The sequence below is a fragment of the Pseudomonas sp. MWU13-2862 genome, from assembly GCF_023242495.1.
Classification (GTDB): Bacteria; Pseudomonadota; Gammaproteobacteria; order Pseudomonadales; family Pseudomonadaceae; genus Aquipseudomonas; species Aquipseudomonas gingeri_D.
Genome location: NZ_JALMEZ010000001.1, coordinates 579019 through 598013 on the forward strand (window position 1 = coordinate 579019; position 18995 = coordinate 598013).

At 61.7% G+C, this 18995-nt stretch carries 15 protein-coding genes; 4 read left to right on the plus strand and 11 right to left on the minus strand.

Annotated elements, in window-relative coordinates:
- Window positions 1-48: 48 nt before the first annotated feature.
- The 5 genes from M5C56_RS02665 to M5C56_RS02685 all read right to left on the minus strand — a co-directional run bounded on the left by M5C56_RS02665 (window position 49) and on the right by M5C56_RS02685 (window position 4387).
- Window positions 49-1827: an ABC transporter ATP-binding protein gene (locus M5C56_RS02665; RefSeq protein WP_177100246.1), complete on the minus strand. Its 1779-nt coding sequence runs from the start codon at window positions 1825-1827 to the stop codon at window positions 49-51.
- A gap of 31 nt (window positions 1828-1858) precedes the next feature.
- Complete coding sequence (locus M5C56_RS02670; RefSeq protein WP_177100248.1) at window positions 1859-2461, minus strand: DsbA family protein; 603 nt, start codon at window positions 2459-2461, stop codon at window positions 1859-1861.
- A gap of 36 nt (window positions 2462-2497) precedes the next feature.
- A complete protein-coding gene (locus tag M5C56_RS02675) occupies window positions 2498-3436 on the minus strand; it encodes a rhodanese-related sulfurtransferase (protein WP_103495906.1) in 939 nt (312 codons plus the stop codon).
- 117 nt (window positions 3437-3553) lie between these two features.
- Entirely contained in the window at window positions 3554-3850 is a 297-nt protein-coding gene (locus M5C56_RS02680) for a BolA family protein (protein ID WP_103495907.1), read from the minus strand.
- Window positions 3851-3862: 12 nt separating this feature from the next.
- Window positions 3863-4387: a DUF2059 domain-containing protein gene (locus M5C56_RS02685; protein WP_103495908.1), complete on the minus strand. Its 525-nt coding sequence runs from the start codon at window positions 4385-4387 to the stop codon at window positions 3863-3865.
- A 191-nt stretch (window positions 4388-4578) separates the two neighbouring features.
- Here M5C56_RS02685 and M5C56_RS02690 point away from each other — a divergent pair, with 191 nt between their 5' ends.
- Window positions 4579-5973 (plus strand): class II fumarate hydratase, encoded by a 1395-nt coding sequence (locus M5C56_RS02690; RefSeq protein ID WP_103495909.1) that lies wholly within the window; start codon window positions 4579-4581, stop codon window positions 5971-5973.
- A 9-nt stretch (window positions 5974-5982) separates the two neighbouring features.
- On the opposite strand, the gene M5C56_RS02695 is transcribed toward M5C56_RS02690, so the two are convergent.
- A complete protein-coding gene (locus tag M5C56_RS02695; RefSeq protein ID WP_103495910.1) occupies window positions 5983-6942 on the minus strand; it encodes a DMT family transporter in 960 nt (319 codons plus the stop codon).
- Window positions 6943-7153: 211 nt separating this feature from the next.
- Between M5C56_RS02695 and M5C56_RS02700 the strand changes: the two genes are divergently transcribed.
- Window positions 7154-7363: a DUF6316 family protein gene (locus tag M5C56_RS02700; protein WP_103495911.1), complete on the plus strand. Its 210-nt coding sequence runs from the start codon at window positions 7154-7156 to the stop codon at window positions 7361-7363.
- A 20-nt stretch (window positions 7364-7383) separates the two neighbouring features.
- Here M5C56_RS02700 and M5C56_RS02705 read toward each other — a convergent pair whose 3' ends face one another.
- On the minus strand, window positions 7384-8568 hold the full coding sequence (locus tag M5C56_RS02705) for an acetyl-CoA C-acyltransferase (RefSeq protein WP_103495912.1): 1185 nt from the start codon (window positions 8566-8568) through the stop codon (window positions 7384-7386).
- A 108-nt stretch (window positions 8569-8676) separates the two neighbouring features.
- Window positions 8677-10185 carry a polyphosphate:AMP phosphotransferase gene (gene pap / locus M5C56_RS02710; protein WP_103495913.1) on the minus strand — a complete coding sequence of 503 codons (1509 nt, stop codon included), beginning with the start codon at window positions 10183-10185 and terminating at the stop codon, window positions 8677-8679.
- 140 nt (window positions 10186-10325) lie between these two features.
- Between pap and mnmC the strand changes: the two genes are divergently transcribed.
- A complete protein-coding gene (gene mnmC, locus M5C56_RS02715) occupies window positions 10326-12338 on the plus strand; it encodes a bifunctional tRNA (5-methylaminomethyl-2-thiouridine)(34)-methyltransferase MnmD/FAD-dependent 5-carboxymethylaminomethyl-2-thiouridine(34) oxidoreductase MnmC (protein WP_103495914.1) in 2013 nt (670 codons plus the stop codon).
- Window positions 12339-12358: 20 nt separating this feature from the next.
- Here the strand turns inward: mnmC and M5C56_RS02720 are convergent, their stop codons facing one another.
- Entirely contained in the window at window positions 12359-17218 is a 4860-nt protein-coding gene (locus M5C56_RS02720; protein WP_247263008.1) for an NEL-type E3 ubiquitin ligase domain-containing protein, read from the minus strand.
- 343 nt (window positions 17219-17561) lie between these two features.
- Window positions 17562-18371: a DNA/RNA non-specific endonuclease gene (locus M5C56_RS02725; RefSeq protein ID WP_103495915.1), complete on the minus strand. Its 810-nt coding sequence runs from the start codon at window positions 18369-18371 to the stop codon at window positions 17562-17564.
- 185 nt (window positions 18372-18556) lie between these two features.
- Between M5C56_RS02725 and M5C56_RS02730 the strand changes: the two genes are divergently transcribed.
- Window positions 18557-18784, plus strand: a complete 228-nt coding sequence (locus tag M5C56_RS02730; RefSeq protein WP_103495916.1) for a YheU family protein — start codon at window positions 18557-18559, stop codon at window positions 18782-18784.
- A 3-nt stretch (window positions 18785-18787) separates the two neighbouring features.
- Here M5C56_RS02730 and csrA read toward each other — a convergent pair whose 3' ends face one another.
- Complete coding sequence (csrA, locus tag M5C56_RS02735; RefSeq protein ID WP_103495917.1) at window positions 18788-18988, minus strand: carbon storage regulator CsrA; 201 nt, start codon at window positions 18986-18988, stop codon at window positions 18788-18790.
- Between the last annotated feature and the right edge of the window lie 7 nt (window positions 18989-18995).

Below are 18995 nucleotides of genomic sequence, written 5' to 3' on the forward strand. Positions count from 1 at the left end.
AGTCAATTCAACCACTAAGCACAGAAAACCCGATAAAACTCAAGCGCGTCAAATTTTTTGCAGGTGCCCGTACAACTTCGCGTAGAGGCCACCTTCGGCAATAAGCTGCTGATGGTCGCCGTCCTCGGCGATGCGCCCACCGTCGAATACCAGCACCCGATCCGCCTGTTTCACCGCAGACAGCCGGTGGGCAATGATCAGGGTCGTGCGACCGCTGAGAAACCGGCTCAGGGCCTGATGCAGGTTGTATTCGGTGGCTGCGTCGAGGGCCGAGGTCGCTTCATCGAGAATCACCACTTTGGGTTCGGCCAGGACCATCCGGGCAATCGCCAGACGCTGACGCTGACCACCGGACAAACGCACCCCGGAGCGCCCGACAATACTGTCCAGGCCTTGTGGCAATAGGTTGATCGTAGCGTCGAGCTGGGCAATTTCCAGTGCCCGCCAGCAAGCTTCATCGCTGCGCTCGCGGCCCATGGTCAGATTGGCGCGCACGGTATCGTTGAACAACGCCGGGTGCTGTAACACCACCGCGACGTTCTCGCGCACGGTGTCCAGGCCGATCTCGGCCTGGGACGCGCCGCCAAAGCGAATGGTCCCGGACTGGGGCGTGTAAAGACCCAGCAGCAGTTGCACCAGGGTGCTTTTACCGCCGCCGCTGGCGCCGACAATCGCGACTTTTTCGCCAGGGGCGATGGACAGGTCCAACTGATCGAGCACCGGTTCCTCGCCATAGGCAAAACTCAGGCCCTGTACCTCGATACCCACGGTATCGCGCCCAATGAAAGGATCGACGCCACCGGGGTACTGCGGTTCATCGGCACGTGCCAGCAGTTCGTTGATCCGCTCGAGCGCACCGCCGGCGGCATAGAAGGCATATTGCAGGTTCAGCAACTGCTCCACCGGCCCGATCATGAACCAGAGATAACTGAACACCGCGAGCATCTGGCCGATGGACAGGTCCGAGAACAGCACCGTGAGCATCGCCGCCGCACGGAAGATATCGATGCCGAACTGGAACAGCAGCCCCGTGGCCCGGCTCGAGGCATCGCTTTTCCATTGCGACGCCACGGCGTAATCCCGTACTTCCCGGGCGCGGGTCCCCAGACGGCCGAGGAAAAAGCCCTGGCGATTGCCGGCACGCACTTCCTGGATCGCGTCGAGGGTCTCGGTCAGGGCCTGGGTAAAACGCGAGGTGCTGTCGTTTTCCAGCTTCTTCAGATGCTTGACCCGCTTGCCCAACTGCACCGTGGCATAGATCACCAGCGGGTTGAACAGCAGGATCAGCAGCGCCAGCTTCCAGTGCATCCAGACCAGGATGGCCGAGGTGCCCACCAGCGTCAGCATCGCCACCAGAAAGCGGCTCAGGGTCTCGCCGACGAACTTGTCCAGGGTGTCCAGGTCGGTCACCAGGTGCGTGGTCACGGTGCCGCTGCCGAGGCTTTCGTACTCGCCCAGGGAAATACGCTTCAAACGTTCGATCAACCGGGTGCGGATGCGGTAGACGATGTCCTTGGCCAGCCCGGCGAACAGCCGCGCCTGGACCACGTTGAACACCAGGGCCGCACAACGCAGGGTCAGGGTCACCAGCAGCATCAGGCCGATATAACCGACGGCGCGCTGCCAGGGATCGGGCAGCAGGTGGTTCATCACCTTGAGCGCGGCATCGCCGTGCCCCAGCAGGACCTCGTCCACCAGCAATGGCAACAGCAGGGGAATCGGCACACTGCACAAGGTCGCCAACACGGCCACCAGGTTGGCGATCCACAGCGCTTTCTTATGGTGCAGGGCCAGACGCCGGATTTCGGCCCAGCTCAAGCGGTCCACAGGGGGTTTGACGGGTTCGGGATCGGGCTGTTCAAGCACTGGCCGCGCGCTCCAGCCATCGGCCGAGCAGCGGGGCAAGTTCAGCCAGCGGCTGGTAGCCATTGGTCAGCAGCGCCAACTGGCCATTACGTTCGGCCAGCAGGGTCGGGAAACCGGCAATCCCCAGGTCCTGGACCCAGGTGAAATCGGCCGCGGTGGCCGCGTGTTGCTCGGCCGTGTCGAAGGCGCCGGCAAACTCGATGCGCGGCAAACCGGCTTGCTCCGCCAACTCCACCAGCACGCTGGCTTGGGTGACATCCCGGCCCTCGACATAGAAGGCCCGCTGGATCAGCCCCACCAGCGTCCACGCACAGTCCGGCGCCAGGCTACGCGCGGTGATCACGGCGCGGCAGGCAGGCTCGGTGTCGTAGATGAAACCGTCAGGCAAGGCGCCGTCGAGCTTGAACGGCTGGCCGGTGGTCTCGGTAACCGCCTGCCAGTGCTCCATGATATAGCGCCGGGTGGTCGGCTCCAGCGCGGCGCCGCTACCGGTGCGCAGGCCGCCCATCACCAGGTGCAGTTCGACCCCCGCCGCCTGGGCCTGCTTGACCAGTGCCTCGGCCACCGGGGCAAACCCCCAGCACCAGGAGCACATCGGGTCCATTACATAGAGCAGGCGCGCGGACATGGTTCAGCCCTCGGAAGATTGACGGTAGTTGTAACCGATCGGATGCGGCTGGTTGCGCGCCTTGGCCAGTTCGATCTGCTTCTGGCGGTCAATGGCGCTACGACGGGTTTTCTCGCTCAAGGTGTCCCAGCAATGCGGGCAACTGATCCCGGCCACGTAATGCTCCGAGGCCCGTTCCTCGACGCTGATCGGCGTACGGCAGGCATGACATTGATCGTAGTCGCCTTCGCTCAGGTCATGGCGCACGGTCACCCGATTGTCGAAGACAAAACAGTCGCCCTGCCACTTGCTCTGCTCCTGGGGCACCTCTTCGAGGTACTTGAGGATCCCGCCCTTGAGGTGATAGACCTCGTCGAACCCCTGGCTGAGCATGTAGCTGGAGGCCTTCTCGCAGCGAATGCCGCCGGTGCAGAACATTGCGACCTTCTTGTGTTTGGCCGGGTCGAAATGGGCTTTGATGTAGTCGGGGAATTCGCGAAAACTGGTGGTTTTCGGGTCGATGGCGCCTTCGAAGGTACCGATCGAAACTTCATAATCGTTGCGGGTGTCGATCAGCAACACTTCCGGGTCGGCGATCAACGCATTCCAGTTCTGTGGATCGACATAGGTGCCGACCTGCTTGTTCGGGTCCACGCCCTCGACCCCCAGGGTGACGATTTCCTTCTTCAGCTTGACCTTGGTCCGATAGAACGGCTGGTCGTCGCAATAGGATTCCTTGTGGTCGATGTCGACCATCCGCGGATCCAGCTTGAGCCAGGCGAGCAGGCCGTCGATGCCTTCGCGGCTACCGGAAACCGTACCGTTGATGCCTTCTTCGGCGATCAGCAGGGTGCCTTTGATACCGTTGTCGACCATCGCCTGCAGCAGTGGCTCGCGCAGGGCAACGTAATCTTCCAGGGTGACGAACTTATAAAGTGCCGCCACGACTATGGGTTGAGTCATGGGTGATTCTCTCCAGGTGGCTGCCCTCGCAAAGGGCGAACCGGATGCAAAAAAAACGCGCCGACAGTGCGGCGCGTTGCGGATTCTAGCAAAAAAACACCGGTCAAAAAACCAGCATCAATGCCCTCCGCCGGCGCAGACCGGCGATGCCGGGGCCACGCCGATTTTCACCCATTCTTCAGGGGTGTAGGTATGCAGGGCCAACGCATGGAATTCACTCATCAGGTCACCCAGGGTGGCATAGACCTTCTGGTGGCGCTTGACGCTGTTCAACCCGGCAAACTGTGCGCTGACCAGCACCGCCTTGAAGTGGGTCTGCAACCCACGGCTGTGCATATGGCTCTCGTCCAGGACTTGCAGGTGCTCGGGTTGCAGGGCGCCCAGTGCGGTTTCGATACGTTGCTGCATGCTCATTCCAGGCTCCGCTTACGGCTTTTTCTTGACCGCGGGTGCCGGCGCCTTGGGCGTCAGCTCGTTGGTCATGTCTTCCAGCAGCTTGTTCACCACCGGTACTGCGCTTTCCAGTTTGGCCTGGGTCATCTGGGCCGATTGCTGGGTCAGTTGCGGCATTTTTTCCAGGACTTTCTTGCCCAGTGGCGACTGGTAGAACGCGACCAGGTCCTTGAGTTCGGATTCGCTGAAGTTGTCGGTGTAGAGTTTGAGCATGTCAGGCTTGAGCTTGTTCCAGCCGATGGCCTGGTCCAGGGCGGCGTTGGCCTTGGCCTGGTAGGTGTCGAGCAACGGCTTTTTCGAGGCCGGTGCCTGGGTCTGCTCGAAGCGCTGGGCAAACATTTGCTGTACTTGCGCGTAGACCGGGGTGCCCAGCTTGTCGGCGTGGGCCAACGTCAGGAAAGCCTCGGCACTGGCGTTGTGGCTGGCGGTATCGGCGAAAACCTGGCCGCTGGCGCATACCAGAGCAACCGCGGTACAGATGGCACGAAGACGGGTCATCGAGTTTCCTTTCTAAACAGGCGAGGTAAAACCCCAAGGGCATCCATTCTGCGCCTAACAAAGTGTGTCACTCAACCCCGTGGCCAATGCTCGGGTGTCCGATGGTCGCGAAGAGAGTAAAACCTGGAAGGGAACCCACGCGTTCGATCAGGACCTAAACTGCGCTAACCCGCCATCAGGAGTGAAACCGAATGAGTCGCATCGAAACCGACAGCCTTGGCCAGGTAAACGTACCGGAAGAGGCCTACTGGGGCGCCCAGACCCAGCGTTCGCTGATCAACTTCGCCATCGGCACGGAAAAAATGCCCCTGGCGGTCATGCACGCCCTGGCGTTGATCAAGAAGGCCGCGGCCCGGGTCAACAACCGCAATGGCGACCTGCCCGCCGATATCGCCCGGCTGATCGAGCAGGCCGCCGACGAAGTGCTCGCCGGCGAACATGACGACCAGTTCCCGCTGGCGGTCTGGCAGACCGGCAGCGGCACCCAGAGCAATATGAACGCCAACGAAGTGATTGCCGGGCGGGCCAATGAACTGGCCGGCAAGGGCCGTGGCGGCAAATCGCCAGTACACCCCAACGATCACGTCAACCGCTCCCAGAGCTCCAACGACTGCTTTCCCACCGCCATGCACATCGCCGCCGTCCAGGCGGTGTACCAGCAGTTGCTGCCGGCGATGGCCGAACTGTCCGGCGGGCTGGCGGAACTGGCGGCACGCCATATGAAGCTGGTGAAGACCGGGCGCACCCATATGATGGATGCCACGCCGATCACCTTCGGCCAGGAGGTCTCGGCCTATATCGCGCAACTGAACTACGCCGAGCGGGCGATTCGCGCGGCCTTGCCGGCGGTCTGCGAACTCGCCCAGGGCGGCACCGCCGTCGGCACCGGGCTGAATGCGCCCCATGGTTTTGCCGAGGCGGTTGCCGCCGAACTCGCGGCGTTGTCCGGCTTGCCGTTTATCAGCGCGCCGAACAAATTCGCCGCCCTGGCCGGCCATGAGCCCCTGACCACCCTCTCCGGCGCCCTGAAAACCCTCGCCGTGGCCCTGATGAAAATCGCCAACGACCTGCGCCTGCTGGGTTCCGGGCCGCGTGCCGGATTTGCCGAGGTGAAGTTGCCGGCCAACGAACCGGGCAGTTCGATCATGCCCGGCAAGGTCAACCCGACCCAGTGCGAGGCGCTATCGATGCTGGCCTGCCAGGTCATGGGCAATGACGTGACGATCGGCTTTGCCGCCAGCCAAGGTCACTTGCAGTTGAATGTGTTCAAGCCGGTGATCATCCATAACCTGCTGCAGTCGATCCGACTGCTCGGCGATGGTTGCAGCAACTTCCAGCAGCATTGCATCGCCGGGCTGGAACCCGACCCGGTGCAGATGGCCGCGCACCTGGAGCGTGGCCTGATGCTGGTGACGGCGCTGAATCCGCATATCGGCTACGACAAGTCGGCCCAGATCGCCAAGAAGGCCTACAGCGAAAACCTCACCTTGCGTGAAGCGGCGCTGGCCCTCGGCTACCTGACCGACGCCGAGTTCGACGCCTGGGTCCGGCCGGAAAACATGCTTGAATCCGGCAAGAACGGCTGACGTCGAGCGTTAATTTGCCATCAAACGCACCCGCCGGGCCTTGAGCCCGGCCATCAGCGACGGCCCCAACGCCACCAGCGCCGAGCCCAGCACCACCAGCAACGCGCCGCCATACCCCAGGCCATTGATATCTTCGGGCTGTACGAAGCCGGGCCACAGCCAGGCCGCCAGGGCCACCGCGGCAAAGGTCACCAGCGGCGTGATCGCCAGGGTCGCACTGACCCGCGAGGCTTCCCAGTGCGCCAGGGCCTCGGCAAAGGCACCGTAGGCCACCAGCGTATTGAGGCAACAACCGAGCAACAACCAGCCCTGCAACGGACTCAGTTGCAGGACTTCGCTCGGGTGCACCCAGGGCGTGAGCAACAAGGCACAAAACAGGTAGATCACCATCATCACCTGCAACGAATTCCATACCGTCAGCAATTGCTTCTGGCTCAAGGCATAGAAGGTCCAGACCGTGGACGCCAGCAACACCATCAATACCCCGGCGGTGTAAGTCCCCAGGGAGGTCAGCAACTCTTCCAGGCGCTGATTGAAAAACAGCCCGAAGCCGAACAGCAGCACCAGCAAGCCGAGCCCCTGCCCCAGGCTGAAGCGCTCCTTGAACACGAACAGGCTGGCGATCAGCAGGAAAATCGGCCCCATCTGCACCACCAACTGCGCGGTGCCCGGACTGAGGCGGTTCAAGCCCATGAGGTAAAGCACGTAGTTGCCCACCAGGCCGAGCACCGCCATCAGCACCAGCCAGCCGCCTCGTGGCCCGAGGACATGCCGGCTCGGCAACCGCCGGGTCGCCGCCAGGTACACGAACAGAAAGCCCCCCGACACGATCAAGCGGCACCAGGTCACGGTCACCGGGTCCATCACCTGCAATACCTGCTTGAGCTTGATCGGCAAAATGCCCCAGAGCACGGCGGTCAACAGCGCCAGGAACAGGCCATAGCCCCAGCGACCGGATGAGATATGCATGAAGAGTCCTGCGGACGTGTGGGGGAAGTCGCCATTCTAGGCCTTGCCAGGTCGGCAACACAGCCGGGGAAGACAGCCCGATACGACCTTGAGCATGCCAGAAACGCCGTCAATAAACTGGCCATGACCATTGATCGGAGGATCAGGTGAGCTATCCTCATAAGTTTTATGCTAGATTTCTGACAGCTACGCTCACCAGCGAGATTTCGCCATGTTCGGCAAACGCGCACAAGACAACACCGAGGCCATACATTTTCGCAGTGGCCGAGTGACGACCATCAACGGATTGTTTTTTTTCAGCACTCGGGAAAACACACTGGAAGGGCCGTTCTTTACTCGCACCGATGCCGAGCGCGAAACCCAGCTGTATGTAAAACGCATGCAGCGGGCCAATGCCATCCAGGCCAGCCAGACCCTGTAGCAACAGGGTCTGGTCCAGGTTCAGAGCAACGCTTCGAACAACCCCGTCGCCCCCATCCCACCGCCCACGCACATGGTGACGATGCCATAACGCAACTTGCGTCGCTGCAGCTCACGCACCAGGTGCCCGACCTGGCGCGAGCCGGTCATGCCGAAGGGATGGCCGATGGAAATCGAACCGCCGTTGACGTTGTACCTGTCGTTGTCGATGCCCAACCGATCACGGCTGTACAGGCACTGCGAGGCGAACGCTTCGTTCAACTCCCACAGATCGATATCCGCCACGCTCAGGCCCCTGGCCTTGAGCAGCCGCGGCACCGAGAACACCGGGCCGATGCCCATTTCGTCCGGTTCACAACCGGCCACGGCAAAACCACGGAACAAGGCCTTCGGCGTCAGCCCCAGTTCCAGGGCTTTTTCCAGGCTCATCACCAGGGTCATCGAAGCGCCGTCGGACAGTTGTGACGAGTTGCCCGCGGTCACCGAACCGTCTTCGGCAAACACCGGCTTCAAACCGGCCAGGCTTTGCAATGTGGTGTCCGGGCGATTGCAGTCATCACGCTCCACTACGCCTTGCAGATGCTGGATCTGCCCGCTGGCCTTGTCTTCAACCGCATAGGTTACGGCCATGGGCACGATTTCATCGTCGAACAAACCGGCGGCCTGGGCGGCGGCCGTGCGCTGCTGGCTTTGCAACGCATACAGATCCTGCTGCTCACGACTGACACCGTAGCGTCGGGCGACGATCTCGGCGGTCTGGCCCATGGGGAAATAGATCCCCGGCACCTGCTCCTTGAGCAGCGGGTTGATCAGGTTGTCGGTGTTGACGCTTTTCATCGTCAGGCTGATGGACTCGACGCCACCGGCAACGATGATCTCACTGCAACCGGATGCGATCTGGTTGGCGGCAATGGCAATCGCCTGCAACCCCGAGGAGCAGAAGCGATTGAGGGTCATGCCGGCGGTGCCGGTGCCCAGCTTCGACAACACCGCGACATTACGCCCGATGTTGTAGCCCTGGGCCCCCTCGTTGGAGCCGGCGCCGACGATGCAATCCTCGACGCTGGCCGGGTCGATGCCGTTGCGGCTGAGCAAGGCGTTGACGCAATGGGCCGCCATGTCATCCGGCCGGGTCTGGTTGAATTTGCCGCGAAAGGACTTGGCCAGGCCAGTCCGCACGCTGTCGACGATCACCACTTCACGCATGACCCACCTCGTTGATTGTTGTTGTCGGTTGGAAGGATCGAGCGAGCATAAGCCCACCCGATTCCCGACCGCGACAATCATTCATCCGGCGTATGCGCGGCCATCGTCCTACTTCGACTTACCCTTCTTCCCATATGCTTCGAAGGCGTCCTCGATGGCCCGGTTGATCGTGCGCAGCACCTTGACCCGGGCCCAGCGCTTGTCATTGGCTTCCACCAGCGTCCAGGGCGACACTTCGGTGCTGGTACGGTCGACCATATCGCCGATGGCATCGCGGTACAGCTCCCATTTCTCGCGGTTGCGCCAATCGTCTTCGGTGATCTTGAAGCGCTTGAACGGAATTTCTTCGCGAGCCTGGAAACGCTCCAATTGGGTTTGTTTATCGATGGCCAGCCAGAACTTCACCACGATCACTCCGGCCTCGCTCAGTTGCTCCTCGAAATCGTTGATTTCACTGTAGGCACGCATCCAGTCGGCCTGGCTGCAGAAGCCTTCAATCCGTTCTACCAATACACGGCCATACCAGGAACGGTCGAACACGGTGAACTTGCCACGCGGCGGGATATGCCGCCAGAACCGCCAGAGGTACGGCTGGGCACGTTCGTCTTCGGTCGGCGCGGCGATGGGGACGATACGGTACTGTCGTGGATCGAGCGCCGCGGCGACCCGGCGGATCGCTCCGCCCTTGCCCGCCGCATCATTGCCTTCGAACACCGCCACCAGCGCGTGCCGACGCATGCGCTTGTCCCGCAGCAGACCGGCCAGCCGCGCCTGTTCGGTAATCAGTTGTTCTTCATAGTCGTCCTTGTCCAGGTGCTGACTCAGGTCAAGGCTGTCCAGCAGACTGAGTTCATCCACCCCCGACTGCAGCGGTGCGGCATTGGTCGGGCGCGGCTTGGCGTCCTTGGTCTTGAGCGCCGTCTGCAAGCCTTCGAGCAGGATCTTGCCCACGGTCAGGCTGCGGTAATGCGGATCGACACCTTCGATCACATGCCAGGGTGCGTAGTCGTTGCTGGTGCGGCGCAGCACCCGCTCACCGAAATGCACGAACTTGTCGTAAGTCTCCGACTGCTGCCAGTCCAGCGGGCTGATGCGCCAGCTGTGCAGGGGATCATCCTGGAGAGATTTGAGGCGGGCCTTCATCTGTTTCTTGGACAGGTGGAACCAGAACTTGAAGATCAGCGCACCTTCGTCGCAGAGCATGCGCTCCAGGCGCTCGGCGCCATTGATCGCCTGGTCCAGCACCGCGTCCTTGAAATGGCCGTGCACCCGTCCCTGCAACATCTGGCTGTACCAGTTGCCGAAGAACACCCCCATGCGCCCCTTGGCCGGCAACTGCCGCCAATAGCGCCAAGCCGGTGGCCGGGCCAGTTCTTCATCGGTCTGCTGGTCGAAGGTGCGGACCTCGATCAGACGCGGGTCCATCCATTCGTTGAGCAACTTGACCGTCTCGCCCTTGCCCGCCCCTTCAATGCCATTGATCAGCACAATGACCGGAAAGCGCTTTTGCTGCTGGAGTTCGAACTGCGCCTCCAGCAAGGCTTCACGCAGGGCCGGGACTTCGGCGTCGTAGGTTTCTTTGTCGATGGCGTGACCGATTTCGGCGGATTCAAACATGGGCGACTCCCTTCCAAGATAGAGCAAGACTAACGGATCGGACCACGCTGTGTGGCGGGAAATCCCCAGGCCTTGCCATGGATCAATCCAGCGCCCGGCAATGGGCTAGAATAGCCGCCTTGTTGCCGTCGAGTGCCCCCATGACCCGCGTATCGCCCACTCCTCCCAGCCACGCCCAGATCGACTGGGATGATCAAGGTCGCCCGCACTCTAGGGTCTTCGACGACGTCTATTTCTCCGACCAGTCGGGCCTGGACGAAACCCGCTACGTCTTTATCGAGCAAAATCGTCTGAAAGAGCGTTTCGAGGCCCTCGGGCCGAACGAGCGGCTGGTGATCGGCGAAACCGGCTTCGGCACCGGACTGAATTTCCTCTGCGCCTGGCAGTTGTTCGAAACCTGTGCGGTAGCGGGCGCCCGACTGCATTTCGTCAGCGTGGAAAAGTACCCACTGAGCCGCGCCGACCTGCAACGCGCCCTCAGCCTCTGGCCCGAACTGGCGACGTTCAGCGCGCAATTGCTCGGGCAGTATGTCGCCATTCACCAGGGCTTCCAGCGCCTGCTGCTGGACAATGGCCGGGTGACCCTGACACTGCTGGTCGGCGATGCCCTGGAACAGTTGCCGCAACTGGATGCCCGGATCGACGCCTGGTTCCTCGATGGCTTTGCCCCGGCGAAAAATCCCGAGATGTGGACACCCGAGCTGTTCGCCGAACTGGCGCGACTGGCGGCCCCCGGCGCGACCCTGAGCACCTTCACCAGCACCGGCTGGGTCCGTCGCTCGTTGAATGCCGCGGGCTTCAAGATGCGCCGCACGCCGGGCATCGGCCATAAATGGGAAATCCTGCGGGGCGAATTTATCGGCTGGCCCGAAGACACCGCCGAACCGCCGCCGGCCAAGCCCTGGTTCTCCCGCCCACGACCGCCCGGCGGCGAACGCCGGGCCCTGGTGATCGGCGGCGGCCTGGCCGGTTGTGCCAGCGCGGCGAGCCTCGCCGCCCGTGGCTGGCAGGTCTGCCTGCTGGAGCGCCACGATGCCCTGGCCCGGGAAGCCTCGGGCAACCCGCAAGGCGTCCTCTACCTCAAGCTGTCGGCCCATGGCACCGCGCTGTCGCAACTGATCCTCAGCGGTTTCGGGCATACCCGGCGCTTGCTCGAGCAGTTGCACAAAGGCCTCGACTGGGACGACTGCGGCGTCTTGCAACTGGCCTTCGATGAGAAAGAGGCCGAGCGCCAGGCCCAATTGGCCAAGGCCTTCAGCCCCGAGTTGCTGCAGGTCCTCGATCAAGCCCAGGCCCAGGCTCGTGCTGGCGTGGCCCTCGAACACGGTGGACTGTTCTTTCCGGAAGGCGGCTGGGTTCATCCGCCGGCCTTGTGCCAGTGGCAGGCCGACCACCCGAACATTGAAGTGCGTGCCCATAGCGACGCCGTCGAACTGCGCCAGGTCGACGGCCAATGGCAGGCGTGGGCCGCCGACACCCTGCTGGGCGGCGCCCCGGTGGTGATCCTTGCCGGCGCCGCCGAAGTGAAACGCTTCGCCGCCAGCGCCACGCTGCCACTCAAGCGCATTCGCGGGCAGATCACTCGCCTGGCGCAGACCGCCGGCAGCGCCGCCTTGCACACCGTGGTCTGCGCCGAAGGTTATGTCGCGCCGGCACGCCTGGGTGAACATACCCTGGGAGCCAGCTTCGATTTCAAGAGCGAAGACCTGACTCCCACCACGGCGGAGCATATCGGCAACCTGGCATTGCTACAGGACATCTCGCCCGACCTGGCCCTGCGCTTGAACGCCGCGGGCTTGGCTCCAGAACAACTGCAAGGCCGGGCCGCCTTTCGCTGCACCAGCGCCGATTACCTGCCGATCGTCGGGCCGCTGGCGGACCCGCAAGCGTTCGCCGAGGCCTACGGCATCCTGGCCCGGGATGCCCGGCAGGTGCCACAGGTCCCCTGCCCCTGGCTCGAGGGCCTGTATATCAACAGCGGCCACGGCTCCCGAGGCCTGATCAGCGCACCGCTTTCGGGTGAGCTGCTGGCGGCGTGGCTGGAGAACGAACCGTTGCCGCTGCCCCGCAGCATTGCCGAGGCCTGTCATCCGAATCGTTTCGCCTTGCGCGCCCTGATTCGCGGCACGGTCAAGCCTCGGACGAACGCCTGAACCGGCGCCCCGACCAGACATCAGAGCGGGGCGGGATGCTCATCCAGTTCGTACTGGGTCAGCCCTTCGAGAAAACGTTGCTCCTCGGCGAGGCGGCTCTCCATCAACATCGACAAACTTCGGGAATACCTGTCGCTGAGCATCTCCGGGGAGTTGTTCAGCAGTTGTTCCTCCTGCTCATGAAACGGCCTGTTGAAGAGGGCGAAATCCCGTGGGTACTTCTTCCTCAGGTAGTCGATCCAGAAATCGCGCGAAGCAATAAAGGTCTTCATGGCCGCTGTCGCCTCAGCCTGCCGTATGCGACCGCGGGCTTCCAGGATCTGCTCTTCGCTGACACCGGCAATGGATCTGAAGAACATCTCCTTCGGCTGCCCGGGCAAATACAGCGAACGTCCCAGGCCGACCCGATAGGCCAGATTCACTTCGATCTCATCCACCATACCGGCTGAAGGCCGCTCGGGCTGCTCGTACAGCGCCTTGACATGCTCCCGGGCAATCTCATCGATACGTTCCAGGCGAAACAGGCCCCGCGCCAACTTCAGCAACTCCGTCGGCTCACTACTCCTGAGCGCCAGAAACCGGGCCCTGGCCAGCAACATCCGGACTTCCAGGTGACTGAAATTGCGTGCGGCGCTGTCCACACAGGTCAACGGATCGGCCGCCAGGTCGAACAGCTCACGCCGCAACGTGGTGTTCTCGGCGGCTTCCGCCAGCACCTCCCAGACGCGTCGCGTCAAGTCGGCGCGAGTCTTCTGATATTCCGCGCTGCTGCCCAGGCGTCCCAACAACGCGAACAGTTCCCCGGAGCCCTCCTCTTGCCGCAAGTCATGCCACAGGTCGCGCAGGTTGTCGCGGCGCTCGCCCTCCTCGATATCGGCCAGCCAACGCTGACGCGCACTGTAGTCATCCAACGCCAACTCGGTATCGGGAATGCCGAAGGTAATGCCGGTGCGCGCCCGATAGGCGGCCAACAGGTTCTGGTGATACTCCGACAAGGGGTTGTTACGCAGAATGATCCGCCGATTGATCGGCGAAGGTGCCGTGTAGATCGCGTTCGGCACAACCTGAATCCGGTTGTCACGCAGATCCGCCTCGTACAGGCGAACCCGCGTCAACAGGCCCACTGGCAAACCGTCGATACCTGTCCCGCGCAGATGCAGGCGGCGTAAACGCGGCATCTGGCCAACATCCAGCAAGCTGACATCGAAGTTGCCGTTCAGGTTCAGGGTTTCAAGATCGTGCAAACCCGACAGCACACCGACGGCGTTCGGCGTCAGGGTGATCTGGTTATCCTGCAGATACAGCTCCCTGAGCCGGCTCATATCGGCAATCGCATTCGGCAGGTACTCCAGCCGATTGTTATTCAACTCCAGCAGGCGCAGGTTGGGAAAACGCTCGAGAAAACCTTCTGGGATCCGACTGATTCTCATGTTCTTCAGCGAAAGCTCGGTGACATGATCAAAACTGATACCGGTGGGCAAACTTGGCAGGCTGTCGACGCGCAAGCCCGCCAGGCTCAGGCTGTGACCGATGGCCGCGCCATTTTCGTTGTAGGTAGCCGGTGTCTGCCGTCGCCAGCAACGCTCGATGATCTCGGCCGCCTGTTCACGGCTCTCGGCCATGCCTCCCAACCAGGCATGCGCCCTCACCGTCTGCCCTCCTCGCCAATCGGCCAGGGTCGAGCGCAGTTGCCGGAGCTCCTCTTCGAGCGCCTGGAGCCGAGCTCTGACCTCAAGAGGATCATCGCCAAAAGAAAAATAGAGATTGCGCGCCTCCGCCTCGCAAAGGTCTGGATACAGCCGGGTCAACCGGCGTAACCCGCGTCGCGAGCCATGGACAATGCCACGCCTGACACGCAGGCAACCGCCCATATAGCTGTCGCGCCATGTCGGCGAACGCGTTCCTGGCTTGCGTGGCGGCAGGCCGAGTGTCTCTTCGAGCTCAGCCCGTGGACGCAGCAGGATCTTGGACATCAGCAACTGGTGCAGCAAGTCGGCCTCGCCCAGCTTGACCCCCATCGCCTCGCGCTCGCTCACCCGCAAGCCGCTCAACACCGCCGAGCTCAGGGCCTGGGGCCCATTGACCTGCGGCCCCAGGCTCAGGCCCTCATTATCAAAGGCTTGATAGCCCTGTGCAGTCCTGACCAGAACCCGGCGCCGGGGCAAGTCGTCATCGCCCATCTTGAACAACAGGCGTCCGTCGAAGCGCTCCTGACGAATCTCCCAGCGCACATCCGCCGGCCACCCAACCATCGTTTTCAGGAGGGGCAGCTGCAACCTGGCGCCATCCAGATCGCCCGTTTTCTTGAGAAAACCACCGTCCAGCGCGTGATTGACTCGAATCCCACGCCTGCTTTCGCCGGCCTTTTCAATCAATTCCAAGGGCAGACGCCCGCCAAGGCTCAAGCGCCCTTTCAGTACGTCGTCCGTCTGTCCCAGGATTTCACGCAAGACCCCGTCCGGTAAATCGGCAAAGCCTTGCCTGAGGCTCATCGGCAAGCCGACATTGGTCACGCAGCACAAACGGTAGAGGCGCTGGAACACCGTGGGGCGCTGTTCGCGTACATGGGTGCGCAGCAGCCCTTCCAGAAGCGCCGACGTCTGGTCGGGATCCGCCCCCGGACCGAGCAGCATCCGCTGCTCCTGGAGTGTCAGTTTGTCCAGGACCATCGCCAATCCATCCGCCTCGATGTCCCTGGAGCGGAGCATGAGCCGCATCGGTTGCGTTGTCAGATCCGCCCCGTACTCCTTGAGCGGCTTGCCTGCATCGTCCAGCAACATGAGCGTGCGATTCCGGGGCCAGCTCTCGAGGCTGGGCAGAATCTGCAGCTTCAGGTCGAGCACACGTGCCGCGGCCGATCTCGGCGCGGTGGACGGCACCAGCAGCCAGCTCAATTCATTGTCCAACCTGAAGCGCTGTATCGAGTCCATCAGGGAAGCAGGGAGTTTGGCATTATTCATATGCAGGCGACGCAATAGCGATTCGTCGAGTCGATGAATCGACAGGATCTCCTCGAGGCTTTTATCACTCAAAAACCGCACGTCAGGCCCCAGGCGACGCAGCAGGTGAACCGGATCGTGCCACTGCAAAGGCCATTCGTGAGCCAGCCTCCAGGCCCCGGCGCCATTGTGCTCAAGCCAGGGTTCGTAAGCCGACCCACGGTTCGGATGGCACAGACGCCAGGCCCCGGAAGCCTTATCCCGGTAGGCCCGGTAAGGCTCGCCGGCGATATCCAGATAACGGTGTCCATCGCCAGCGTCGTCCCCCAGGTAAAAACCTTCAGGGTCCAGCCCCCTTTCCTCCAGTTCGGGGACATCATGGCGATAGGCGCGCAGGTCGGCCTGCCACAGCCGGTAGCGACCATCGCTCGACTTGATCGGCAGCAGGCTGTCAAAAAAGTCCGAGGGCCGCTGAAAAAAACCTTTGAGGGCCTTGCTCCCCCAGTGCATGACCACACCCAGGGCCACCATCGTCGCAATGTCCTCGGCCACCGACATCATGTGCGAGATCGCTTCGTCACGCTCACCGCGCCGCCAATCCTCATAGCCCTCATAGGTCTCCGCCAACAGTTGCCCGACCGCCACCCCCATCATCAGCAAACCCAGCCAGGGGTTGGCGAAGGCGGCCAGGTTGAGCAAGGTCATGCCCAGACCCAACAGCGACTGCCTCCTGGCCTCGCGGGCAGCCTCGTCAACATCTTCGGTCGGGACCGCCACGACCCGCCCATCGTCCTGAAGCCGCAGGATCTGTTGTCGATAGAGGTGAAAAAACAACTCGCCGCTCAGCAACTCCAGCTTCAACGATAAATCGGCAGACGGATTCAGGGACTTCGTGATGTTTCCATAGGCATCCCGGGTCTCAAGGGTCAGGCGCACCCTCAACTGCGACAGGAACCTCGGCAGATCGCGCTGGCTGACAAAACCACAGAAGAACGCTTCATACGAGGGCTGCCAAAGACGGCTACGCAGTTCGGCGTGGAACGCCGCGAGCGAGGCATAGAGTTTGAAGCGGGTGAGTGGATCATTGGGAATATGCACCAGTACCCGATCCTTCATCGCGGCCGTTTCGCTCGCTGGCACATTCTGCAGCGTGAACAGACAAATACCCGGTAACGAAACACCCAGCACTTTCAATCCATTGACCACCATCCTTGAGCCATCCGGGGCAACGGCGATATTCCATTCGATCAACTTGCAGATCTGTTGATGGGCAATCTGATCGATGTCTTTTTTCATGTAGGCGATATAGGCATCCACCAGCATATCGGCTTTCTTTTGCTGGACGATGGCGGACTCAATGCGAAACTCGTCGTCATCCGCCGACTCCCCCTCACTTCCCTGGAGATGAAAAGCCTGGCACAGGTGATGCTGATAGACCCGGCCCAGATCAAGCTGGCGCACCAGTTCGACGAAATTCTCCAGGCTGACTTTTGGCACCCGCTTCGGGTCGCCACTCAGGCTTATATGGGATTTTGGAGGGAGGCGTTCGTCCGCCTCGAAGTTCTGCAACGCGGCCTCCAGCAAACTGCGGCTGGTATAGGTCATCGGAAAGACTTGAGACGACTCGATGGGATAGCGCAGTGACGGCCATCGATCGGCAATTTTCACGTGGTCCCGGTAGATATCCAGGCCCGGCCCGAATCGACTCAGCAACGCGTGCTCCAGAACCGGCGCGCAAAACTCCCGGACGGGTTTCAGGTCCTTGAACCGCTCGGACAGTTCCTCCTTGAAAAAAAGACTGCGCCGCAGGTGCTCGCGCAGGCGCGCGATATCTTCGGGGCGGGCCGCCAACAACCAGGGCGGAGCATGGGCATTGATCACATCTTCGTTTTCGCTTTGCTCGTCCAGGGCAGACGGCACAAAACTGGGAATAGCTGACATTTCAAATATCCTTTTTTAAAAGCCCGCCGCCGCGACTGATCAGGGCAGACAAAGGCCCCAGGCCGTTATCCGCCAAGGCCTGGGCCACTCGCGCTCCGGCAAATTGCGCCAGGGGCTGACAATGCTCGAGTGCCGCGTCCATTTCCATCGAGGCTATCAGTCTGTCGAAGCTTGAAAAGCTCAAAAAATCTATTATTTATCAGCAAGTTAAATCAAAAATAAAAATCCTTTGGATAGCCGGATAACACCTCTGCGCGCAACACGCCGCGTCACCGGGGCTCAGCCGGCGAGCACGGTCGCGGAATTTTTTATAACGATTGGACTGGGGAAATTTCAGCGGGGCTCAGCCCTGGTCGCAGTCGCGTGGCCGGGGCCAGGTACGCGCGGGTTTCTGCGCCTTGACCTCGTCGCTCGCTTCGATGCCGACGGTGTCACTCCCCAGCAAGGCCTCCAGTTCCGCGATGCTGCGGATGTAGCGGTCCAGCGGCTCAAGCGTCGCCTGGTTGGGGATGTACCAACTGATGGCCTGGGTCTTGCCATCCGCATCGGTGGTCAAGATGGTTTTCCAGAAGGCATCAGGTGTGCGGATACCATGGGACTCGAGGAAGAAGTCATTCGCCGGGTTATCGTGGATCACCCCGCCGTAGACCTGTACCGGCGCCAGGTCGCGATAGCATTCCGAAACCTCCTCCGTTTGCACCCAGATCCCCTGGTTGAAGCGCGCGGCCTGGGGCACGATATTGCTCATGTAATGGGCCTGGCGAATCGCCAGGCCGCTGTGGTCCATTTGATTGGAGGGCACCAGATGCCCCCGGTCCCAGCCGGGTACCGCGCTGTATCCTCGAGAGGAAAATTGCGTCGGGCAGCCGGCGGGCAGATCAGGGTCCAGTTCAAAGCCCCTGGGCCGCTTGGCATTGCCCTTGTCGGCGGTCAACTGATACGCGTACCTGAGTGCCGTGCGGTTTTCACAGTCATAAGTCAGGGTAAAGCCCTCGCGGACCAGGGTGATCTGCCCGGGAGGCGGCGCCAGATCCGGCAATGGCGAGACACAGCCGCCAAGGCCCAGCAACAGCCCCCCCAGGAGCGCTCGGCGGCCGGCACTGGTAAACGCCGCGTACGAAACCGGCCTGATGGGGTGTACTGCATTGTTCATTTTGATGTTCCTCATCAATAACGATCTGCCCTTGGCAGTCCGTCAGGAAGAGAACATTCTTTTGTTGCCTATGTCTGTCAGAACGGGACGAAATGAGCGAGGGGCCTGTCATTACACCTTGGCGTTATAGCCCGACAGGCCCTGGCACAGTAGCATCAGGCCCCTTAGCCGCCAGAGACGATTCCATGCTGATTCCCTACGACCAACTCGAACCCGACACCCTCACCCGCCTGATCGAAGACTTCGTCAGCCGCGACGGTACCGACAACGGTGACGACACGCCCCAGGAAACCCGCGTGCTGCGGGTACGCCATGCATTGAGCAAGGGCCAGGCGGTGATTCTCTTCGATCTCGAAAGCGAGCAATGTCAGTTGCTGCCCAGGCACGCGGTGCCGAAAGAGTTTTTCGACTGATCGTCAGACAACGGAGTCGCGGACAGGCTCCGGCTCCCCCAGTTGGGTCAGGATCCGACGGTAGATTTCCGCACGGTGCACATTGACGTTCTTCGGTGCCTCGACACCGAAACGAACGTGGTTACCGTTAATGGCGAGAATTCTCACGGTGATGTTATCGCCGATGGAAATCATCTCGCCGACGACGCGGCTCAGTACAAGCATGGCACTC

Coding starts and splice junctions, on each gene's coding strand:
- M5C56_RS02675 (WP_103495906.1), bottom strand. CDS start 3,436: ATGACTCAACCCATAGTCGTGGCGGCACTTTATAAGTTCGTCACCCTG.
- mnmC (WP_103495914.1), top strand. CDS start 10,326: ATGACCCGCGTATCGCCCACTCCTCCCAGCCACGCCCAGATCGACTGG.
- csrA (WP_103495917.1), bottom strand. CDS start 18,988: ATGCTTGTACTGAGCCGCGTCGTCGGCGAGATGATTTCCATCGGCGAT.
- M5C56_RS02725 (WP_103495915.1), bottom strand. CDS start 18,371: ATGAACAATGCAGTACACCCCATCAGGCCGGTTTCGTACGCGGCGTTT.
- M5C56_RS02685 (WP_103495908.1), bottom strand. CDS start 4,387: ATGACCCGTCTTCGTGCCATCTGTACCGCGGTTGCTCTGGTATGCGCC.
- M5C56_RS02670 (WP_177100248.1), bottom strand. CDS start 2,461: ATGTGCTCCTGGTGCTGGGGGTTTGCCCCGGTGGCCGAGGCACTGGTC.
- M5C56_RS02705 (WP_103495912.1), bottom strand. CDS start 8,568: ATGCGTGAAGTGGTGATCGTCGACAGCGTGCGGACTGGCCTGGCCAAG.
- M5C56_RS02695 (WP_103495910.1), bottom strand. CDS start 6,942: ATGCATATCTCATCCGGTCGCTGGGGCTATGGCCTGTTCCTGGCGCTG.
- M5C56_RS02700 (WP_103495911.1), top strand. CDS start 7,154: ATGTTCGGCAAACGCGCACAAGACAACACCGAGGCCATACATTTTCGC.
- M5C56_RS02690 (WP_103495909.1), top strand. CDS start 4,579: ATGAGTCGCATCGAAACCGACAGCCTTGGCCAGGTAAACGTACCGGAA.
- pap (WP_103495913.1), bottom strand. CDS start 10,185: ATGTTTGAATCCGCCGAAATCGGTCACGCCATCGACAAAGAAACCTAC.
- M5C56_RS02720 (WP_247263008.1), bottom strand. CDS start 17,218: ATGTCAGCTATTCCCAGTTTTGTGCCGTCTGCCCTGGACGAGCAAAGC.
- M5C56_RS02730 (WP_103495916.1), top strand. CDS start 18,557: ATGCTGATTCCCTACGACCAACTCGAACCCGACACCCTCACCCGCCTG.
- M5C56_RS02680 (WP_103495907.1), bottom strand. CDS start 3,850: ATGAGCATGCAGCAACGTATCGAAACCGCACTGGGCGCCCTGCAACCC.